Raw genomic sequence first — 19,742 nt, forward strand, 5'->3', positions numbered from 1 at the left:
TCGACGGGAGGATACATGTTCGATCTGCTTTCTGAACCGGCCTTGGCCGCCCTGATCGGCTTGGGTGGCGGTATTGTCCTTGGCTTGGCGGCTCGCTTGGGTCGGTTCTGCACGCTTGGCGCCATCGAGGACCAGCTATACGGCAACTCGTCTGCGCGTCTGCGGATGTGGGGCGTCGCCATCGGCGTTGCCGTGGTCGCGACGTTTGGGTTGATTGCGATCAACCTGCTAGAGCCAACCAGCAGTTTTCACATCGCTCAAAGTTTCAGTCTACCCGGTGCCGTTATGGGCGGTCTGGTCTTCGGCTACGGAATGGCACTGTGTGGCAACTGCGGCTACGGCGCGCTTGCGCGTTTGGGTGGTGGCGACATGCGCGCCTTTGTCATCGTGGGTGTGATGGGAATAACTGCCTACGCGACAATCGCTGGGCCTTTGTCCGGGGTAAGGGTTTCCGCATTCGGCAGAGGCGCTTCGGAGCAACCGCAGGGTATCGCTCAGGCGCTTGAAGCCGTTACGGGACTGTCTGCAACCGCCATTGGCCTGACGCTTGGTATCGCAATCGTCGCGGTAACGCTGCGGGGCGCGCGCGCTGCCGGCATGAACGGCAAGCAGGTCGTTTGGGGCGCCGCCGTCGGGCTCGCCATCGCCACCGCGTGGGTCGGCACCCAGTGGCTGGCAACGCGGGGCTTCGACGGTTTGCCGGTCGTATCCCATTCCTTCTCCGCACCAGTTGGCGAGACGCTTCTCTACATCATGACATCCTCTGGCGCGCAGCCGAGTTTTGCCATTGGATCGGTCACCGGAATCGTGGTTGGTTCTGCCCTTGGCTCTCTATTCCAAGGGCATTTTCGTTGGGAGGCCTGTGAGGATCCCCGTGAACTCCGTCGGCAAATCTTCGGGGCCGCATTGATGGGCTGGGGCGCTGTCACTGCAGCCGGATGCTCGATCGGACAAGGGCTTTCAGCGTTCTCGCTGCTGGCGTTCAGCGCGCCGCTGACATTAGGTGCCATCTACATCGGAACGGCAATCGGCCTGCGTCAGGTCATAGAAGGCTGGCCTCTGCGTCAGATAAATTGACGATAGATCGACTAGTCCAAATACCTCCCCCTCGGACGGTGTTGTAACGTGAATGGCCTGAAGGACGGACTTCCCCTTCCCCCAAACGCACTTATCCGACGCACTCTGTGACAGGGAAGCAGCGCGATGAAGACGTTCTGCAGGGCGGCAGGGATAACCATGCTGGACTCCCAAACAGAGACCCTCACGGAATTTGTGATACAGAGCCGGTTGATCGTAGATCCCAGAAGCTGCGGCCTGGGCAAAAGCGCGTACACGGGTGTCGCGACGCAGCGTGGACCCACTTTTCTATCCAGTTACACCAGTACGGAGTGGCTCCTCGGTTCGACCCAAAGGGAAAGATTTCGAATGCAGCCCAACTTTCGTACGAGACACGATGAACCGGTACGACTTCCGTGATGCTCTCATGACATTCGAACCAATGCCTTGCAGTTTCGCAATGTTATACCGTATCATCTCCGGCATGTCTTCAGCGTCGTTTCAAAAGGTCCAACATGTCACTTAGAACCACCTTCCTCGCGGCGTTCTGCACGATGCCAGCATTTACTCTCGCCCAAGAGACGCGACAACTCGATGCGCATGAGCATGGAGTCAGCGCCGCGCAGATCTCGATTGAGGGCCAGACGCTTGTGATCGACTTGCACGCGCCCGGTATGGATATTGTCGGATTCGAGTATGCCGCCGAAAGCGCCAGCGACCGCGATGCCGTTGCCGAAGCGATCCGCAAGATGGCCCAGCCACAGATGATCGTTAGCCTGCCGGATGCCGCCGGATGCCGGGTGGACGAAGTGTTGGCGCATCTTCATTCCAAAGACGACCGTCACGACGATATGGATGCGCACGCAGAGGGCGAGGATCACGCGCACGATCACGATGCGGATGAACAACACACCGAAGATGACCACGAGCATGATAAGGCAGATGCGCAGCATAGCGAATTCCATGCCCGCTACGAATTTACCTGCGATACTCCCGACGCGTTGACCGAGATCGCGTTCCCCTTCTTCGACGCCTATACGAACGCGATGGAGATCGAGGCTCAGTACGTCACCGACGCCAGTGCCGGATCCGCCGAGATCACGCGCGATGCCCCTTCCCTGTCGCTTGACTGAAGCATGACACCCCCCGCTCTTGCCTTGCAGGATGTCGACTTCGCGTGGCCCGGACGCCGGTCGTTCGGGTTTCGCGTTCCGTCGCTGACCCTCGCCGCGGGCGAAAGCGTCTTGCTGCTGGGCGAAAGCGGGTCCGGCAAGTCCACCTTGCTGTCTCTGATCTGCGGAATCGTCGCGGCGGATGCGGGGCAGGTCGCGGTTTGCGGCACCGATCTTGGCACCCTGCGCGCGGGAGCGCGGGATCGGTTGCGGGCCGAGCTGGTCGGCGTGATCTTTCAGCAGTTCAATCTGCTGCCCTACGCCAGCGTCGCCGACAACATTTGTCTGCCATTGCGTTTCGCGCCGAAACGGCGTGCGCGGGCGGGTGATACGGCGGCGGAGGTGCCGCGCCTTTGTGCCGCTCTGGGCCTGCCAGATGGTATTATCGGCGAACGCGCCGGACGGCTTAGCGTGGGTCAACAACAGCGCGTCGCTGTCGCCCGCGCCCTGATCGGAGAGCCGCCGTTGATCGTCGCGGACGAGCCGACCTCGGCGCTCGACGCGCAGACGCAGGCGGGCTTCCTTGATCTGCTCTTCACACAAGTGGCACAAAGCGGATCGGCCCTGTTGATGGTCAGTCACGATCCGCGTCTGGGGAACCGCTTCGACCGTGTGATAGAGATGAACAATATCGTCACGACGATACGGAACGCCGCATGATCCTGCGCCTTGCCTTCGCCTCGCTTCTGGCCCGCGCCGTCACGGTCGCCATGACGATCCTGGCCATCGCGCTGTCGGTGGGCCTGTTTCTTGGGGTCGAGAAGGTACGCACCGGAGCGCGCGCGAGCTTCGCCGACACGATCTCTGGCACCGACCTGATCGTCGGCGCGCGGTCGGGTTCGGTCCAGCTGCTGCTTTATTCCGTGTTCCGCATCGGGAATGCCACGAACAACATCACGTGGGACAGCTACCAAGACATCGCCGCGCGGCCAGAGGTGGACTGGATCGTGCCGATTTCCTTGGGCGACAGTCACCGACAGTTCCGCGTGATGGGCACCACGCCCGCCTTCTTCGATCGCTACCGCTACCGTGGCGACCGGACGCTGGCCTTCGCGGGTGGCAACGGGCTGGATGATCTGTATGACGCCGTGATCGGTGCGGATGTGGCCGATGCTCTGGGCTACGCGGTGGGCGATCCCATCGTCGTCAGCCACGGCCTGGCCTCTTTCACCGACCACGGCGACCAGCCGTTCCGCGTGGCGGGTATTGTAGAGAAGACCGGCACGCCAGTAGACCGCACCGTCATCGTCGGGTTAGAGGCGATTACCGCGATCCACGTGGACTGGCAGGGTGGAGCACAGACCGGGCAAACCACACCGACAGAGCGCATCCGACAGATGGACCTGACCCCCGACGCCGTGACCGCCGCGCTGATCGGAACACAGTCGCGGCTTCAGATTTTCGGCCTTCAACGCTGGATCAACGAATACCCGGAAGAGCCACTGCTTGCCGTTCTTCCGGGCGTGGCCCTGCAAGAGCTTTGGGCCATCGTCGGCATCGCGGAAACAGCCCTGATCGCCGTGTCGGCGATGGTCGTGCTGACCGCACTGATCGGGATGACCGGCATGATCTTCTCCAGCCTGAACGAGCGCCGCCGCGAGATGGCGATCTGGCGCGCCATGGGCGCGCGGCCCGCAACCATCCTTGGCCTATTGGTCATCGAAGCCGTGCTGATGGCTGCCATCGGCGCCGTCCTCGGCTTTGTGCTGGTATACGCTGCCTTGGCCGTCGGCCGCCCGGTGATCGACGCGGCCTTCGGCCTGTGGCTTCCGATGGACGCGCCGACCGCGCGCGACGCCGCCGTTCTCGCAGCCGTGATCGCGGCCGCGGCGCTTGCCTCTCTGATTCCAGCGCTAAGAGCGTATAAACTAAGCCTCGCAGATGGTATGATGGTCAGGATATGATGCATATGACACTCACGCGAAGGCGCGTTCTTCTTGCCGGTCTTGCGACGACCCTGCCACTCGGGGCAAACGCGAAGGGTTTTGCCGAGATCGAGTGGGAGGATTTGATCCCCGAAGGCGTGCCCTATTCAGAGATCGTCGGCCCTGGCTACATGGACGAGGCCACCGATACCTGGCTGCCCGAGTTCGACGAAAACGCGACCCGGATGAACACCGATCTGGATGGCGCGCTGGTGAAGCTGCCCGGCTATATCATTCCGATCACCAGCACGTTCCAGGGCGTGACCGAGTTCATCCTCGTTCCCTACGTCGGCGCCTGCATCCACACACCGCCCCCACCGCCGAACCAGCTGGTCTTCGTGACCACCACGACCCCATGGCCAAGCGACGATATGTGGACGGCGATCTGGGTCTCCGGGACCCTGCGCACACAGATGCAATCCACCGCAGTCGCAGAGATCGGCTATGCGCTGTCGGCCAGCAAGATCGAGGAATACGAATGGTAGTCGTCCTGAACCGTCGCGCGATCATCGCCGGTCTGGCCACCGTGGTGGCACTACCCGCCCGCTCCGAAGAAATCGTTGATCTGGATTGGAAAGATCTTCTGCCGAAAGACGCCGCGGCAAGCGCCATACCCAACACGCTGCGCGGCGTTCTTCCCCACGATGAAGCGGACCTTGCCGCACAGCAGCCGATGTCGGCCGGCGTGCGCACGGATTGGAACGGGCAGACCGTGCGGATGAACGGTTTTATCGTGCCGGTAGACTACTCCGGAACGGGGGTAACAGCGTTCATATTGGTGCCCTACGTCGGCGCTTGCGTCCATGTCCCCCCGCCACCCGCAAACCAGCTCGTCTTCGTCACGACGTCGCGGCCATGGGAAAGCGATGGCCTGTTCGAGCCCGTCACCGTCACGGGCATGTTCGGAACCGCCTCGACCTCGACCCAACTGGCGGACATTGGATACGCGCTTTCGGCTGACCGCATCCAAAATTACAGAATCTGATCCCGCTTCCCGAATGAATGGTTGCGGCTCTACCCTTTCGGCCGGACTTCATTGCAGAGTGCCAGCGCGCGTAAACAAAAAGGGCCCCGACAGCTCTTTCTGCCGGGGCCCTTCTTCGATCCTGCGTTCGCTACTCTGTCGCTATGGAAAAGAGCATGGTCTCGCCGGAGTGGTCGTCGACGCCGTCGTTGTCGGTGGAGACCCACATCGTGTCGTCTGCCGCGATGGCAAGACCTTCGACCTTGTCGAGGACATAGCCGCCTGTCGATGTCAGGTACGGCAGCAGGTCAACGACGACTTCGGGTTCCAGCACGGCGGGCGTCTGGCCAAGCGGCACCATCTGATCCATCGCGCTCAGCGACACCTGCGTGATGACCTTGGTCACCGCGCGGGTGTCATGCTGGTTGTCGCGTTCGATGAAGTAGACCGTATCGTCATGGGCGACGATTTCGGACAGCCCCACCCAACCGGTCGACGGCTCGGTCAGGGGATAGTGGATCACCGACCATTCTTCGGACCCAAGGTCATAACCCAGAACCTTTGCGTGGTTGGCCGGGTCATCACGCCATTCGCGCTGGACCGCGACGTAGAGCATATCGTCCACACGGGTGATTCCTTCAAAACCGAAGCGCCTTTCGACGGCCAGAAGTTCTTCCGGCAGCGCGATGTAGTCTTCGATCGCACCGTCTGCGCCCACGTGGTAGATCGCGTGCGGCACCAAGCGGTCAGAGCGACCTTCGGAGGCGATCCAGAAGCCGCCCTCTCCGTCCAGCGCGATGCCTTCCATATCCATCAGCTGCGCCGGTTGACCTTCGCGCGTCACCCGGATCGCCTCGACGATCCGTGCCGGTGTCTGCGTCACATCAATGCGGAAGATCGTGGGCTGCATGGCGTAAAAGCTGTCGGAGACGGCATACATCGTGCCATCTTCGGCCATGACCTGCCCAGAAATCGCCCCCCAGCCTGTCAGCTCATCCATGCCTTCGGACGTCAGGTGCGGGTAGGCTGCCGGTGCGTCCTGATACTCGAAGATCATCACATGGGCGCGCGGGCCGGCATCGTCGGTCTCGTTGGCCGAGATCAGCAGGTTACGCTCTGGGATGGTCACGTAACCTTCTGGCCCGATGCCGGAGGGCAGAAGCTGGTTCAGGACCGGGGATGCGGGATCGGTGATGTCGTAGACGCCGACGACCGAGGAGCGCTCTGCCCCCACGAAGACGAACGGTGTGTCGCCGAAAGTGTCGAAGGTCACGCTTTCCGGCTCTACGCCTTTGTTGCCCGACCGCTCTTCGGGGTAGTGGCCGATCTGAACGATGGCGTACTCGAAGTCGGTGCCGGAGTCGTAGACGACTTCGCCATCTTGGCTGAAGATCGTCCAGCCGCGCGAGCCGCCGTCCATGTCGCCCTCGTTGGCCGTGGCGAAATGCGTGTCGTCGATCCAGGTGATGCTGTCGGGCTCACGCGGGACGGTGATCGTGTCGGTGAACTCCAGCGCGCCCTCTTCTTCGGTATCGATGCCCTCAAGCGTGACTTCGCCAGCCGAGAAGTGGTTGATGACCGAACCGTCAGAGGCCAGCACGATGATGTGGTTGTTCTCTTGCAGGGTCACGACGACTTCGTTCTCGGCGTTGATCGAGACGAATTCAGGCTCTGGATCTTCGGGGGCAATGTCGGCAAGGCCGGTGATGTCAGCGATGCGGGCCGTGTCGCAGTCGATCAGGCCCTCGTCGGTCAGATCGACCATGAAGATCGATCCGGCGGGCATCTGGCCCACGCGACCGTCGCCCAGATCTTCGTCGCGCTCGTTCTCGATTGCGACGGCAAGGAAAGACCCGTCGGGCGCGATGCCGACGCTGTCGGGCTGTCCGGGTAGGTCGCAGCGACCGACTTCGGCTTGGGTCGTGACGTCGATCTCGACCAGGTAGCCCGACGGATCGGTGTAGCTTTCCGAGGTGTTCACACCGGCCAGCGCGTAGTTGCCGATGACGGCGACCGACGTCGGCTCACCCTCGGGCATGAACGCACCGGCGGCGGTGGGGTTCGCGGGGTCGGTGATGTCGATGAAGCCGATCGAGCCGCCGGGGCTGTCCGTATACACCAGCGTCATGCCGTCATCGGTCGCGGCGATGATCTCTGCCGAGGTCTCTTCCGCGTCGGGCAGGTTATCGGCGACGCGGAAGGATGCGATCCGGTTGAAATTCATGTCCTGGGCCAGCGCGGGCGCGGCCAGACAGATGAAAGCCGACGATATCGTCAGCGCACGACAAGCCATTGTGTATTCTCTCCTGTGGCGATCAGCGGGCAAGCGCGCCGCGGCGCGCTACGGCGCGGTTTGATCACGGTTGTGTGACAGGCGCGCGACAGCGGCTGGGGCTACATCCGCACTTTGGCGACGTTGGTGCCCCGGATCAGCGCCCACGCCGGGATCAGGGCGACGCATGTCGTTGCGGCGATGAAGCCTGCCACAAGATGCACCTCTGACCAGCCTAGTCCGACCGGGATCGCCACACCGGTGCGGGCAGCTACGATACCCGACAGGACCGCGGCAACGGCCCACCCGACCGCCAGACCCAGCACGCCGCCAAGGGCAAGCAGCGCGGCACCGTAGGACCAGACCAGCGCGATCAGGAAGCGTGTCGGCGCACCTAGCGCGCGCAGCAAGGCCATATGACGCTCGAACAGACGCATAAGCATGACAAGGCCAGTCAGAACGCTCGCCGCAACAAGCACCTGCGCGACGAGACTCATCAGGGACATGGCCTGCCGGATATCGCCCAGAATGGCGTAAAGCTGGCTGAGGACCGCGCCAGGCAGGAACGCCATCGTCTGCGCATCGCGGGTGTAGGTCGAAATCAGACCGTAGGACTGCGCGAGCGTTTCCGGCACGACGATGACGGCGGGTGTGCCGGGAAAGAGGTCGGGATCGAAGGGCGGGCCGAGCGGGTCGTCGTGATCCTCGGCGTGGCCTTCTTCTTCAAAAGCGTGGCCCGGTGCGAGCCCGTGGACGCTCCACACGGATTCGACCGGCACCAGCACGGCGCGATCCCAAGGCGTTCCCGTGGGAGCCATGCGGCCGACCACCTCGTAGTGGAAGTCGCCATGTGCATCCATTTCGACGAACGAGCCCTGACCGTGGGCCGGTTCTATTTCCCCGCCCAGCGGAACGTCGATCAGCGCGCCGACCACCGCCTCGTCTTCATGTTCAAAGATGCGGCCCTCTACGGCGTCATCACTTAGATGCGAGACGAAACCGGCCACGGTGCCGACGACCGGATCGCCCTCGAAGCTGTCTCCGAAGGCGATGGGCGCGGCCAGTCGGACGCGGGGGTCGGCCTCGATCTCGGCAAATGTTACCCCGTCGATCAACGGCACATCGGCGGGGCGCAGGTACACGGCGGCAAGAAGCATGGTGATCTCGCTGCCGGGAGCGGACACCACGATGTCGAACTTCGATGCGGCGTCGGCCGTGCCCTGCCGCAGCCCCCGTTCCTGCGCGATAAGGCCGATCCCCATGCCGACCGAAATGGCGATGAGCGCGACGAACACCGCATTGATCCAGCCGAACCGCCGGATCATGCCAAGCGCGAGGGGCCAAGGCGCAAGGCCGCGCAGCAGGATGACCGCGATGATCACGACGGGAAGCAGCATGGCCAACAGGATCAGCAGATCCTGCGCGACGGCTGGCAGACTGGCCCAGAAGTCCGTCATGCCATCACCCGCCCGTCGGCGACGCGCAACGTCCAGTCCATCCGTGCAAGCAGCCGCTCATCATGGGTGACGCAGACCAGCGTGCGTCCTTCATCCCCCACGGATACCATCAGATCATCGGCCAAGGCTTCTGCCGCCTCGCGGTGCAGGCTGGCGGTCGGCTCATCCGCCAGCAGGATCGGGGCGTCGGCGGCCATGGCGCGGGCAACGGCGACGCGCTGACGCTCGCCCCCCGAAAAACTTGCGACGCGTCGCGTGCCTGCGTCGATGCCAAGCTTGGCAAGCCGGTCCGCCGCCCGGTCGCGGATCGCCCGGCGCTGCGCCTTCGGCGCATACAGCGCGGGGAGACCTGCGTTACCGAGTGCCGACAGTTCCTCGAACAGCAGGTGATCCTGGAAGATCATGCCGATCCGGTCGGCCCGGAACCGCGCCCGCTGGGCCGGCGTCTGCGCGACAATCTCTGTCCCGTCCCAGTCGATGCGCCCCGTCATCTGCGCGGCCATTCCAGCCAGCGCGTAAAGAAGCGTTGACTTGCCCGCACCGGACGGTCCTGAAATTCCCAACGCAGTTCCGGGCGTAAGATTGAGTTCGGGCACGTCGAGAATACGACGCCCCCCTTCGCCGAATACGATCAGATCGCGCAAAACCAGCGCAGCACCGCGCGTCATGTCAGCGACCGAAGGTGGCGTCTGTCAGGCGCATCTGGCCGACAAAGCCGGTCTCGGGGTCGGTGAATTCGCTTAGGCTCAGGATGCCGCGCGTGTCGATGCCGACGGTGTAGTAAACCGGGTCGACCACGCGCTTGGTCTGCACGGGCAGGATATCTTCGATCCAATCGGCATCTGATTCGCAGAACGGGCAAACGGCCATGGGACGGCCCGTCAGCACGAAGAAACTGGATTGTGCCTTCAATGGCGGGGCCATGTAGCCCGCAACGGTGATGCGCTCGCCATCCAAAGACCGCGCGAGATCGGAGAAACCGCGCGCACGGGTATAGAGGTCGCGCACCTTGATCGGCGCGTCGGCGTCGCCCGGCGCGGCCCGCACAAGGGCTGGCGTGGCCAGCATCGGGGCGGCAAGGGCGGCGGTGAGAAACTGTCGTCTGATCATTCTTTCCTCCGTTCGACAGAGGTGAGGCAGTGGTCTGCAATGGGCAAGGGCGGCCAAAAGGCCGCCCCGCCGGTTCAATTGGTACAGAAGCTTACTGATCGTCGCCCGCCGTGAAGGCATGGTTCATCACGTGGAAGATCACGTTCTGCTCCATGGTGCCATCAAAGAGATGCGCCCAAGGGCCCTTGGCATAAACGGCCACATCCTCACCAGAGTGGGTCTCTGAGGAGAGCGGGATCAGCGCCTGCTGCAGGTAGTCGATGTCGGTCGCCTCTTCCTGCGTCAGCTCGGGACGGCTACCGGAGAAGGACGGAACCTCGCCATCGGCTTCGCCGGTCTCGACGTCGGGGTTGGTGGCCGATGTGTCCTCTTCCCCGGTCTGCTCCGGCACAAGGATCGAACCCGCACCGTTCAGGTAACCGGCAACCGTGTAGGGCAGCCCGTCTTCGGCGGTGTTCGGCTCACCGGTGTGCTCGATGCCCGCACCGTCGATGCCCATGCAAAGGCCCAGGATGTCAGAGCCGCGACCGCAGTAGCCGTTGAAGGCGATGGCATGCTCGTGGTCGGCGGTGACGACGATCAGCGTGTCGGCGTCCTCGGTCATCTCGTCGGCCATGGCGACGGCCTCGGCGAACGCCTGCTGGTCACGCACAACACGGGCCAAGTTGCCGCCGTGGTTGGCGTGATCGACGCGGCCGGCCTCGACCTGAAGGAAGAAGCCGTTTTCGCCACCGGCCGCCTGAAGCGCGGTGATTGCGGCGCCGGTCATCTCGGCCAGCGAAGGCTCGTCCTCGCGGTCGGCCTCGTACATCATGTGGCTGTCCTCGAAGAGGCCGAGGATGGGATCGCCGCTTTCCAGATCGACGGCCTCGAAGGAGGCCATGTCGGACGCGAACTGTGCACCCAGTTCGTTCTGCGCGATCTCGATCAGGTTCTGGCCGTCTTCACGGCGACCGCCCTCATCCGCGTGGAAGTTGCGCATGCCGCCGCCCATGGCGACGTGGATCGTGCCCACTTCCATCGCGTCGATCAGCTGCTGAGCAATGTCGACCTGGCTTTCGCAGCCTTCGGGTACCGTGGCCTCGAAGTTACGATCGACGGTCTGGGCATAGCCCGACGCCGGGGTCGCGTGCGTGATGCGCGCGGTCGAGATGACACCGGCGGCTTTGCCCATGTCGGCGGCAACCTTGGTGATCGGCGTGACGGTGTTGCCCTCGAGCGTGGCGCAATCGCCGCGGGTGACGTTCTCGTTCGCACCGATGACGCCGGCCTTGGTCTTGATCCCGGCCATCATCGCCGTGCCCGTGCCAGCCGAGTCGGGGGTCTGCGCGTTCACGTTGTAGGTCTTGATCAGGCCAAGGCTTGGGAATGCCTCGAAGCTTTGGACGTAATCGTCCCCGAATCCGCCTTCCTGCTGGCCCTGAAACAGGCGAGAGGCGTAATTGGTGCCCACACCGTTGCCGTCCGAGATCATCAGGATCACGTTCAGCGCGCGGTTGGTGTTGGGCTGACGCTCCATCGCCTCTTGGATGGTCTCCTGCGCGGCGGTGAACCACTCGGACGAGGCTTGCGGCAAGGTCTCCTGCGCGAAGGCGCCGGTGGCGCTCATCGCGACGACAGACGCGGCGAAATACGGTTTCAATGACATGGAAAGTCCCCTCTGTTTCCGTTCCCGGATGCCCTAGGCCGCAGGCATGACGGTTGTGCATCGCTTTTGTATCGAAGGGATGACAATGGCATGTGCAGCCATGAGCGATACGCTTGGGCGGAGCCCCAAACCCGGAACCTCGGTGAATACTCTGGCAAAGTCAGAGAGCGACCGGGTTGACCGCCATGCGCGCAATCCCTCCAGCCTTGTTCGATCGTGGGCCAGCCAGCCCAAGGGTCTAGGTGCGTCAGGGCGCCACGGACGTGCTGGCGTCCAACCGCATGGTGGCCATTTCCGTCAGCAGGTATTGAGGAAGAAGTGGACTTGCCCGGCGTTTGCGGAGATCGTTAAGCGCACTTCCGTGGCCTTTCGCTCGAAAGCGATGGGACGGCCTGCTTAGATCGCTTTGGGCAAACCGAACGCCGCGCAATTCGGCAGTCTATCGGCTCAGCAAGAGGATCAGGAAGGTGTCGAAGGCGATCCCAAAGCCTGGAACCAATCTGACGTATTCCCACCGAAACCAAGATAATCCCGCTCATTCAGCTTGAGTCCGGTTTAATTCCAACGGGTACAATGCTTGACGATTGCAGCTATCGGTCGAACTGTCCGGTCATGTCTTTGACCGCCCGCATCACCGCCACGCCCCATTCCATCGACGCCGATCGCGCCGATGAAGCCCTGTCGGCCTTGGGCGACCTACCCGATGCCGCGCGCGATCTGATCCGCGGTGTGGCGGGCTGCTCTCCTTACCTGAAACACCTGTTGGAAATGCAGGCCGATTGGTTGCGCCCGGCGCTGGAGACATCGCCGGAAGACACATTGGACGCCATTCTGACCGAAGCGCAACAAGCCCCGGACGCCGATCTGTCCACCGCATTGCGGCAGGCCAAGGCGCGCACCGCGCTTCTGGCGGCCCTATGCGACTGTGGCGGCGTCTGGGCGTTGGAAGACGTGACCAGCGCACTGACCCGGCTGGCCGATGTCGCCGCCGACCGCGCGTGGCGGCGCGAGATCGCGGTAGAGGTAACGCGAAAACGCCTGCCAGAAACGACCCGCGATGCGGGCGGATTCGTGGCTTTGGCGATGGGCAAGATGGGCGCGTTCGAGCTGAATTACTCGTCCGACGTCGATCTGATCTGCCTGTTCGACGAGACCGCATACTCCCCCGATGACGTAGGCACCGCGCGTGCGGCACTGGTGAAGGCCAGCCAGCGCGCCTGCCAGCTTCTGTCCCAGACCGATGCGCACGGCTACGTCTTCCGCACGGACCTGCGGTTGCGCCCCGATCCGTCGGTCACGCCTGTGTGCCTTGGGATGGTGGCCGCCGAACGCTACTACGAGTCGCTGGGCCGCACGTGGGAACGCGCCGCGCATATCAAGGCGCGGCCCTGCGCGGGCGATCTAGAGGCGGGGGATGCCTACCTAGACCGTCTGCGCCCCTTCGTCTGGCGGCGGCATCTGGACTATGCCGCAATCCAGGACGCCCATGACATGCGGCTGCGCATCCGCGATCACAAGGGGCTGGGCGGGCCGATCCGACTGCAAGGCCACGACATGAAGCTGGGGCGTGGCGGCATCCGCGAAATCGAGTTCTTCACCCAGACCCGCCAAATCATCGCGGGCGGGCGAGACCTGTCGTTGCGCGTGCGCGGCACGGTCGAGGGGCTGTCCAAGCTGACCGATGCGGGCTGGATCGAACGCAATGTGACCCAAGCCCTGACCGACGCTTACCGCGCGCACCGGCAGGTCGAGCATCGCATCCAGATGGTCGATGACCGCCAGACCCACACTCTGCCCGATGACGATGAAGGCATGGCGCGGATTGCTGCGTTTCTCGGCCGCGACCTTACCGATTTCCAGCGCGAGACGAAGGCGCGGCTGGAAGAGGTCTCTGCCCTGACCGAAGATTTCTTTGCCCCCTCGGCCCCGCCGATGCGCACTGGTCCAGACCTGACGCCGGACCAGAAGCGCATCGTGGAAGGCTGGCGCGGCGTGCCGGCCCTGCGGTCGGAACGTGCGCTCGATATTTTCGACCGTATCAAGCCCGCCCTTTTGGAACGGCTGCTGAAAGGCGCGCGCCCCGATCAGGCGCTGCTGCATTTCGATGGCTTCCTGCGGGGTCTGCCTGCCGGTGTGCAGCTTTTCTCGCTGTTCGAGGCAAAGCCCGAACTGCTCGCACTGATCGCCGACATGGCGGGCACCACGCAGGAAATGGCCAGCTACCTGTCGCGCAACGCCGCCGTTCTGGATGCCGTCATCGGCGGCAGCTTTTTCGCGCCATGGCCGGGAGCAGAAGCGCTGGAAACGGAGTTGACCGCCCGCATGGCGCGCGATGCCGACTATGAGCGACAGCTTGATACGGCCCGTCGCTGGGCGCGCGACCATCATTTCCGCATCGGCGTTCACCACCTGCGCGGCCTGATCGACGGCGCGGCCGCGGGCGCGCAATACACCGATCTGGCCGATGCCGCTCTGCGCGCGCTTTGGCCGGTCGTTATTGAAGAGTTCTCTGCCAAGCACGGCACCCCGCCAGGACGCGGCGCGATGGTGTTGGGCATGGGGTCCCTGGGCGTCCGGCAGCTGAACGCACGGTCGGATCTGGACCTTATCGTGATCTACGACTCAGGCGATGTGGACGCGAGTGACGGCCGCCGCCCCCTGCCCGCCCGCACCTACTACGCGCGGCTGACGCAGGCGCTGGTGACGGCCCTTTCCGCGCCCACTGCCGAGGGACGGCTTTATGAGGTCGACATGCGTCTGCGCCCCTCCGGCAAACAGGGTCCGGTCGCGACGCCCCTGTCAGGCTTCACCGCCTACCAGCAGGGAGAGGCCTGGACCTGGGAGCATCTGGCCCTGACACGCGGACGCGCGGTGGCCGGAGAGCAAGCGGTCATGGACGACGTGGAAGCGGTGCGATGCAAGGTGATCGAGGGCGCGCGCGATGCGGCGGTTACGCGCGACGACACGCGCGCGATGCTGGAACGGCTGCGGGGCGCCAAGGGCGGCGACGCGTGGGACCTGAAGGCCGGGCCGGGGCGCCTGACAGAGATCGAACTGGTCGCCGCGATGCTGGGATTACTGGCGGGATCGGCCGAACGTGCGCCGACGGTGCAAATAGCGGATGGCCTCGATGCCGGATTAATCACGTCGGCACATGCCGAAGCCTTGACCAGCGCCCATCGTGGTTTGTCAGATGTTCATGGTGCGCTGCGCCTATTGACCGAGAAAACGCTGGACCCGGAAGCTTTGGGCGCGTCGGGTGAGGCTATGCTCTTGCGCGCGGCGGACGCGGCGCACATGTCGGAACTGGCCGAACGCATCGACGCGTGGAGCAAGGCCGCGGATGCGGCGATCTCAGAGGTGCTGAATGCAGAAGTCTGAACCGGATGACCCCAAGGGCCTGATCGCCGAGAGTTTTCGCATCGACGGCATAACTCAGTCTGACTGTCGCACGATCTTTCTGGACTGGGCGCTGTCGCTGCCCGCCGATGCAGACCCCGACCGCGCCGTGCCGCGCCTGCTGTCACGCCATCAGGACAAGCCGCATGACCATCCGATGCAGACGGTCATGCGCGAAGCCTTGGCTGAACCTTCAAGAACAGGCCGGCGCGGGGGCCGCGCCGGGCGCTTTTCGCAAAGCTGAAGATCAGCGCGAGAGCTGAGAGGCCTCGCGCGCCAGATCGGCGATACCGTCCCAATCCCCTGCAGCGACCTTGTCCGCCGGGGCGACCCAGGATCCGCCGACGCACAATGTGTTCGACAGACCAAGGTAGTCCGGCGCGTTCTTCAGGCTGACGCCCCCCGTCGGGCAAAACATGATCTGCGGCAGCGGTGCGCCGATGGCCTTCAACGCGGGCGCGCCGCCGTTTGCCTCTGCGGGGAAGAACTTCTGCACGGAATACCCCCGCTCCAGCAGCGCCATCGCCTCGGTCGAGGTCGCGGCCCCCGGTAGCATGGGCAGATCGGCCTCTTCCGCCGCAGTCAGCAAACGGTCGGTCATACCCGGCGACACGCCGAAGGTTGCGCCTGCCTCGATCGCGCGGGACACGTCATCGGGCGTCAGCAAGGTGCCTGCGCCCACGTGGCCGCCTTCGACCTGCGCCATCTCTGCGATGACCTCCAGCGCGGCAGGTGTACGCAGCGTGACTTCCAGAACCGGCAACCCGCCCCGCACCAGCGCCTCTGCCAATGGCTTGGCGTGGGCCGCGTCGTGCACGACGAGGACGGGGATCACGGGGGCAAGGCGGCACAGCTTTTCGGTTTGCTGACTGGCGGCGAGAGGGGTCATGGGCGGGCTCCTTGGCGGATGTCGATGGGTATTTGGAAAAAGCAAAGATCAGACGACGACACCCGCACCCTGGCTGGCGAGGCCCGCGTTCTGGCGGAAGACCTCGAACATCTCGCGTCCGATGCCGAAGCTGTTGGCAGACAGGTCGCGGGTGACGGCGGTGCGGGCATCAAGATCGACGCCAAGTGCGTCGATGGTGCCGTTCGTGGCGTCCACGCGGATCACGTCGCCGTCTTGCAGCTTGGCGATGGGACCACCGTGCGCGGCCTCGGGCGACAGATGGATGGCCGCAGGCACCTTGCCGGACGCGCCGGACATACGGCCATCCGTGACCAGCGCCACGCGCAGGCCGCGATCCTGCAACACGGCCAGCATAGGCGTCAGAGAATGCAGCTCCGGCATACCGTTCGCGGAAGGACCCTGGAAGCGGACGACGACGATGGTGTCTTCGGTGAATTCGCCATTCTTGAAGGCCGCCTTTACGCTCTCCTGATCCTCGAAAATGCGACAGGGCGCTTCGATCACGTGATACTGCTCTTTCACCGCAGAGACCTTCATCGCCGCGCGGCCCAGATTGCCCTGCAAGTCCGCAAGGCCGCCGGTCTTCTGGAAGGGATCGCCCACGGGACGCAGGATCTTGTCATTCTGCGTCTCACGCGGGGCGTCCTGCCATTTGACGCGGTCATCATCGAGCTTCGGCTCTTGCGTGTAGGCGCCCAAGCCCTGCCCCATGACAGTCGTCGTGTCGGCATGCAACAGACCCGCGTCCAGCAACTCGCCGATCATGTAGGTCAGGCCACCGGCGGCGTGGAAGTGGTTCACGTCGGCCAGACCGTTCGGATAGACCTTCGCCATTTGCGGCGTGGCGGCAGAAATATCCGCGAAGTCCTCCAAATCGAGGATAACGCCCGCGGCGCGCGCCATCGCAGGTAGGTGGATCAGCAGGTTGGTCGAGCCGCCCGTCGCCATCAGTCCCACGATGCCGTTCACAAAGGCCTTTTCGTCCAGCACCTGCCCGGCAGGGCGGTAGTCGTTGCCCAAAGCGGTCATCTGTGCAGCACGCTCGGTCCCCGCGACCGTCAGCGCATCGCGCAGCGGCGTGTTGGGGTTCACGAAGGACGCGCCCGGCAGGTGCAGGCCCATGAACTCCATCAGCATCTGGTTGGAATTGGCGGTGCCGTAGAAGGTGCAGGTACCCGGGCCGTGGTAGCTTTCCATTTCGGCCTTCATCAGCGCGTCGCGACCCACTTCACCGGCGGCGAACTGCTGGCGCACACGGGCCTTTTCGTCGTTCGGCAGGCCGCTGGTCATAGGGCCTGCGGGCAGGAAGATCGCCGGAATGTGGCTGAAGGTCGCCGCAGCGATTACCAGGCCCGGCACGATCTTGTCGCAGACGCCCAGGTAGATCGCCGCGTCGAAGGTGTTGTGGCTAAGCGCCACGCCCGCCGCCAAGGCGATCACATCGCGCGAGAACAGCGACAACTCCATCCCCGGCTGGCCCTGCGTGACCCCGTCACACATCGCAGGCACGCCGCCCGCGACCTGCGCCGTGGCCCCGGCCGCCCGTGCGGCGTCCTTGATTTGCTGGGGGAACCGCTCGAACGGCTGATGCGCCGACAGCATGTCATTGTACGCCGTAACGATGCCAAGGTTCGGCTGCCGCCCCTCGGCCAGCGTGTCCTTATCGCCGCCCATCGCGGCATAGGCGTGGGCCTGATTGCCGCATGTCAGGTGCGCGCGCGCCGGCCCCGCCTCTGCCGCGCGGGCCATGCGGTCCATATAGGGGCCGCGTGTGTCCTTCGAGCGGGCGACGATGCGGTCGGTGACGCGGGCGATGGTGTCGTGCAGGGGCATAAGGCTCTCCGGCGAAATGGCGTGTCCAATCTCGGCTAGCATAGGCCCGTTAGCGATACCAGACCACGCAGCCGGGCCTTTCCAGTCGCGCGCAACACGGATAGGGCAGAGCCATGACAGAGCGCCCAGTAATCCGCCTTCTTCCCAAGATGAAACCGCAGGCCATCCGCCACGGCTTTCCATGGGTCTACGCAAACGAGGTCGTGCTCGACCGCCGCACCAAGGGGGTCGACCCCGGTGCGCTGGCCGTGCTGGAGGATGCCGAGCGGCGGCCCATGGGCGTGGTCGCGGCCAACCCCGGATCGAAGATCATCGGCCGGATGCTGGATTTCGACCCGGATGCGGTGATCGACGAAGGCTGGCTGCGCCTGCGCGTCGCCCGCGCTCTGGCCCATCGAGAGCGCCTGTACGACGCCCCCTTCTACCGCCTGATCCACGCCGAATCCGATGGGCTGCCCGGCGTCATCGTGGACCGGTTCGGCGACACGGTGGTGATCCAGCCCAACGCGGCTTGGGCAGAGGTGCTGCTGGAGCCGCTGGTTGCCGCAGTGATGGCCGAAACCGGTGCGACGACGGTGGTGAAAAGCGCATCAGGCCGCGCGCGCGGGCTTGAAGGTCTGGACGACGTGGACGCGGTGCTTCGCGGTTCGTTGAGCGGTCCGGTATCCGTTCCGATGAACGGCGCAACCTACATGGCCGATCTGGAAGGCGGGCAGAAGACGGGTCTCTTTTTCGATCAACGCGACAACCACGCCTTCGTCGCCCGGCTGTGCAAGGGCGCGCGGGTGCTCGACGTGTTTTCTCACGTGGGTGGCTTCGCACTGGCGGCACTGGCGGCGGGCGCGGATCACGCGCTGGCAGTGGACGGATCGGCCCCGGCGCTTGCCTTGGCCGAGGACGGCGCAAAGGCATCGGGCCTCGCCGAGCGATTCGAGACGCGCAAGGGCGACGCCTTCACCACGCTGGAAGCCTTGGCCGAGGAAGGCGCTCAATTCGATATGGTCGTCTGCGACCCGCCCGCCTTCGCGCCGAACAAGGGCGCGCGCGATGCCGGGTTGCGCGCCTACGAGCGGATCGCCCGCCTCGCCGCCCCTCTGGTGGCCGCAAATGGCTATCTGACGCTCTGCTCCTGCTCGCACGCCGCCGATCTGGCCTCTTTCCGCAACGCCAGTGCGCGGGGTATCGGACGTGCGGGGCGGAAAGGGCAGATCGTCTACACCGGGCAGGCCGGTCCCGACCATCCGTTGCTGCCGCAGCTGGCCGAAAGCGGATATCTGAAGGCGTTGGTCTTTCGGTTGTGAAGGTCTTTCTGGATGCCTGCGTCCTTTACCCGACCGTCCTGCGCGAGATCCTGACGGGCTGTGCTGCCGCCGGGCTGTTCCAAGCGCAATGGTCACCGCGCGTGCTGGAGGAATGGGCGCGCGCGGCGGCACGGCTTGGGCCTGAAGGTGAGCGGATTGCACGGACAGAGATCGCGCTTCTGCGCAGCCAGCACCCCCGCGCAGAGGTCCAGCCTCGCGATCGGGACCTGAACCGCCTGCGCCTGCCCGATCCGAACGACGTCCACGTCCTTGCTGCCGCCATCGCCGGAAGCGCTGACGTGCTGTGCACGTTCAACGCTAAGGACTTCCCGCGCCATACGATGAGCGCAGAGGGGGTCGAGCGGCTCGATCCCGATCAGGTGTTGGCACGGCTGGACGACGATGGCGTGGCACAGGTCACCTCGCGCGTTCATGCCATGGCAGAGAAACTCTCGGGTGAGACCCTGCCCCTGCGTGCTTTGCTGAAACGCGCGCGGGTTCCTAAACTGGGCAAGCGTCTGGCGGGATAGCCAACCGGACGACATGAGTATTTGTGAAAACAAAGAAGAGCGCGGGTTTGCCCTGATCGCCCGCGCTGCGGCCAACTGGCAGGGCAGCCGCTTCTTCGTTTTGCGGCCATCGGCTCTCCAGCCTGTACCGCCCATCCAATTTGCCGGAAGAAAGTTAAGAACGCG

The 19,742-nt window shown here is 64.3% G+C and carries 17 protein-coding genes; 10 read left to right on the forward strand and 7 right to left on the reverse strand.

Translation table 11 applies throughout. The features are described from left to right. Positions 1-15 precede the first annotated feature (15 nt). The 6 genes from FIU81_RS10060 to FIU81_RS10090 all read left to right on the forward strand — a co-directional run bounded on the left by FIU81_RS10060 (position 16) and on the right by FIU81_RS10090 (position 5,138). Positions 16-1,077: a YeeE/YedE family protein gene (locus FIU81_RS10060; protein ID WP_124111665.1), complete on the forward strand. Its 1,062-nt coding sequence runs from the start codon at positions 16-18 to the stop codon at positions 1,075-1,077. 494 nt (positions 1,078-1,571) lie between these two features. Then, the gene (gene zrgA / locus FIU81_RS10070) at positions 1,572-2,189 is read left to right on the forward strand and encodes a zinc uptake protein ZrgA (protein WP_124111664.1); all 618 of its coding nucleotides are present in this window, start codon (positions 1,572-1,574) and stop codon (positions 2,187-2,189) included. 3 nt (positions 2,190-2,192) lie between these two features. Next, positions 2,193-2,888 carry an ABC transporter ATP-binding protein gene (locus tag FIU81_RS10075; RefSeq protein ID WP_124111663.1) on the forward strand — a complete coding sequence of 232 codons (696 nt, stop codon included), beginning with the start codon at positions 2,193-2,195 and terminating at the stop codon, positions 2,886-2,888. After that, the gene (locus tag FIU81_RS10080; RefSeq protein ID WP_124111662.1) at positions 2,885-4,132 is read left to right on the forward strand and encodes an ABC transporter permease; all 1,248 of its coding nucleotides are present in this window, start codon (positions 2,885-2,887) and stop codon (positions 4,130-4,132) included. The genes FIU81_RS10075 and FIU81_RS10080 overlap by 4 nt, the downstream gene beginning before the upstream one ends. A gap of 5 nt (positions 4,133-4,137) precedes the next feature. Then, positions 4,138-4,638 carry a DUF3299 domain-containing protein gene (locus tag FIU81_RS10085; RefSeq protein WP_124111661.1) on the forward strand — a complete coding sequence of 167 codons (501 nt, stop codon included), beginning with the start codon at positions 4,138-4,140 and terminating at the stop codon, positions 4,636-4,638. After that, positions 4,632-5,138 carry a DUF3299 domain-containing protein gene (locus tag FIU81_RS10090; RefSeq protein WP_124111660.1) on the forward strand — a complete coding sequence of 169 codons (507 nt, stop codon included), beginning with the start codon at positions 4,632-4,634 and terminating at the stop codon, positions 5,136-5,138. The genes FIU81_RS10085 and FIU81_RS10090 overlap by 7 nt, the downstream gene beginning before the upstream one ends. 130 nt (positions 5,139-5,268) lie before the next feature. On the opposite strand, the gene FIU81_RS10095 is transcribed toward FIU81_RS10090, so the two are convergent. From FIU81_RS10095 to FIU81_RS10115, 5 genes are all read right to left on the reverse strand, one after another. After that, positions 5,269-7,410 carry an esterase-like activity of phytase family protein gene (locus FIU81_RS10095; protein ID WP_124111659.1) on the reverse strand — a complete coding sequence of 714 codons (2,142 nt, stop codon included), beginning with the start codon at positions 7,408-7,410 and terminating at the stop codon, positions 5,269-5,271. 101 nt (positions 7,411-7,511) lie between these two features. Continuing rightward, positions 7,512-8,846: an FtsX-like permease family protein gene (locus FIU81_RS10100; protein WP_124111658.1), complete on the reverse strand. Its 1,335-nt coding sequence runs from the start codon at positions 8,844-8,846 to the stop codon at positions 7,512-7,514. Next, on the reverse strand, positions 8,843-9,514 hold the full coding sequence (locus FIU81_RS10105) for an ABC transporter ATP-binding protein (protein WP_124111657.1): 672 nt from the start codon (positions 9,512-9,514) through the stop codon (positions 8,843-8,845). Before FIU81_RS10105 ends, FIU81_RS10100 begins: the two co-directional genes overlap by 4 nt. A gap of 1 nt (position 9,515) precedes the next feature. Next, on the reverse strand, positions 9,516-9,956 hold the full coding sequence (locus FIU81_RS10110) for a hypothetical protein (protein WP_124111656.1): 441 nt from the start codon (positions 9,954-9,956) through the stop codon (positions 9,516-9,518). Positions 9,957-10,047: 91 nt separating this feature from the next. Beyond that, entirely contained in the window at positions 10,048-11,604 is a 1,557-nt protein-coding gene (locus tag FIU81_RS10115) for an alkaline phosphatase (protein ID WP_172971449.1), read from the reverse strand. 612 nt (positions 11,605-12,216) lie between these two features. On the opposite strand from FIU81_RS10115, the gene FIU81_RS10120 reads away from it, so the two are divergent. Together FIU81_RS10120 and FIU81_RS10125 are read left to right on the forward strand one after the other, a co-directional pair. Beyond that, complete coding sequence (locus FIU81_RS10120) at positions 12,217-14,985, forward strand: glutamine-synthetase adenylyltransferase (RefSeq protein WP_124111655.1); 2,769 nt, start codon at positions 12,217-12,219, stop codon at positions 14,983-14,985. Then, positions 14,972-15,247 carry a hypothetical protein gene (locus FIU81_RS10125; RefSeq protein WP_124111654.1) on the forward strand — a complete coding sequence of 92 codons (276 nt, stop codon included), beginning with the start codon at positions 14,972-14,974 and terminating at the stop codon, positions 15,245-15,247. The genes FIU81_RS10120 and FIU81_RS10125 overlap by 14 nt, the downstream gene beginning before the upstream one ends. Before the next feature lie 3 nt (positions 15,248-15,250). Here FIU81_RS10125 and eda read toward each other — a convergent pair whose 3' ends face one another. After that, positions 15,251-15,892, reverse strand: coding sequence for a bifunctional 4-hydroxy-2-oxoglutarate aldolase/2-dehydro-3-deoxy-phosphogluconate aldolase (gene eda, locus FIU81_RS10130; RefSeq protein ID WP_124111653.1), 642 nt, complete (start codon positions 15,890-15,892; stop codon positions 15,251-15,253). A gap of 48 nt (positions 15,893-15,940) precedes the next feature. Next, positions 15,941-17,746 (reverse strand): phosphogluconate dehydratase, encoded by a 1,806-nt coding sequence (edd, locus tag FIU81_RS10135; protein ID WP_124111652.1) that lies wholly within the window; start codon positions 17,744-17,746, stop codon positions 15,941-15,943. A gap of 149 nt (positions 17,747-17,895) precedes the next feature. Here edd and FIU81_RS10140 point away from each other — a divergent pair, with 149 nt between their 5' ends. Further along, positions 17,896-19,047: an RSP_2647 family RNA methyltransferase gene (locus tag FIU81_RS10140; protein WP_413816201.1), complete on the forward strand. Its 1,152-nt coding sequence runs from the start codon at positions 17,896-17,898 to the stop codon at positions 19,045-19,047. Continuing rightward, the gene (locus FIU81_RS10145) at positions 19,044-19,577 is read left to right on the forward strand and encodes an RSP_2648 family PIN domain-containing protein (protein WP_124111650.1); all 534 of its coding nucleotides are present in this window, start codon (positions 19,044-19,046) and stop codon (positions 19,575-19,577) included. Before FIU81_RS10140 ends, FIU81_RS10145 begins: the two co-directional genes overlap by 4 nt. The last annotated feature ends 165 nt before the right edge of the window (positions 19,578-19,742 follow it).

Origin of the sequence: Palleronia sp. THAF1, from assembly GCF_009363795.1 — a bacterium.
In the GTDB taxonomy this organism is placed as follows: Bacteria; Pseudomonadota; Alphaproteobacteria; order Rhodobacterales; family Rhodobacteraceae; genus Palleronia.

What these genes read in the sequence shown, in the direction of transcription:
- edd (WP_124111652.1), bottom strand. Translation starts at nt 17,746, where the DNA reads ATGCCCCTGCACGACACCATCGCCCGCGTCACCGACCGCATCGTCGCC.
- FIU81_RS10080 (WP_124111662.1), top strand. Translation starts at nt 2,885, where the DNA reads ATGATCCTGCGCCTTGCCTTCGCCTCGCTTCTGGCCCGCGCCGTCACG.
- FIU81_RS10075 (WP_124111663.1), top strand. Translation starts at nt 2,193, where the DNA reads ATGACACCCCCCGCTCTTGCCTTGCAGGATGTCGACTTCGCGTGGCCC.
- FIU81_RS10120 (WP_124111655.1), top strand. Translation starts at nt 12,217, where the DNA reads ATGTCTTTGACCGCCCGCATCACCGCCACGCCCCATTCCATCGACGCC.
- FIU81_RS10115 (WP_172971449.1), bottom strand. Translation starts at nt 11,604, where the DNA reads ATGTCATTGAAACCGTATTTCGCCGCGTCTGTCGTCGCGATGAGCGCC.
- eda (WP_124111653.1), bottom strand. Translation starts at nt 15,892, where the DNA reads ATGACCCCTCTCGCCGCCAGTCAGCAAACCGAAAAGCTGTGCCGCCTT.
- zrgA (WP_124111664.1), top strand. Translation starts at nt 1,572, where the DNA reads ATGTCACTTAGAACCACCTTCCTCGCGGCGTTCTGCACGATGCCAGCA.
- FIU81_RS10110 (WP_124111656.1), bottom strand. Translation starts at nt 9,956, where the DNA reads ATGATCAGACGACAGTTTCTCACCGCCGCCCTTGCCGCCCCGATGCTG.
- FIU81_RS10105 (WP_124111657.1), bottom strand. Translation starts at nt 9,514, where the DNA reads ATGACGCGCGGTGCTGCGCTGGTTTTGCGCGATCTGATCGTATTCGGC.
- FIU81_RS10090 (WP_124111660.1), top strand. Translation starts at nt 4,632, where the DNA reads ATGGTAGTCGTCCTGAACCGTCGCGCGATCATCGCCGGTCTGGCCACC.
- FIU81_RS10085 (WP_124111661.1), top strand. Translation starts at nt 4,138, where the DNA reads ATGACACTCACGCGAAGGCGCGTTCTTCTTGCCGGTCTTGCGACGACC.
- FIU81_RS10095 (WP_124111659.1), bottom strand. Translation starts at nt 7,410, where the DNA reads ATGGCTTGTCGTGCGCTGACGATATCGTCGGCTTTCATCTGTCTGGCC.
- FIU81_RS10100 (WP_124111658.1), bottom strand. Translation starts at nt 8,846, where the DNA reads ATGACGGACTTCTGGGCCAGTCTGCCAGCCGTCGCGCAGGATCTGCTG.
- FIU81_RS10140 (WP_413816201.1), top strand. Translation starts at nt 17,896, where the DNA reads ATGAAACCGCAGGCCATCCGCCACGGCTTTCCATGGGTCTACGCAAAC.
- FIU81_RS10125 (WP_124111654.1), top strand. Translation starts at nt 14,972, where the DNA reads ATGCAGAAGTCTGAACCGGATGACCCCAAGGGCCTGATCGCCGAGAGT.
- FIU81_RS10060 (WP_124111665.1), top strand. Translation starts at nt 16, where the DNA reads ATGTTCGATCTGCTTTCTGAACCGGCCTTGGCCGCCCTGATCGGCTTG.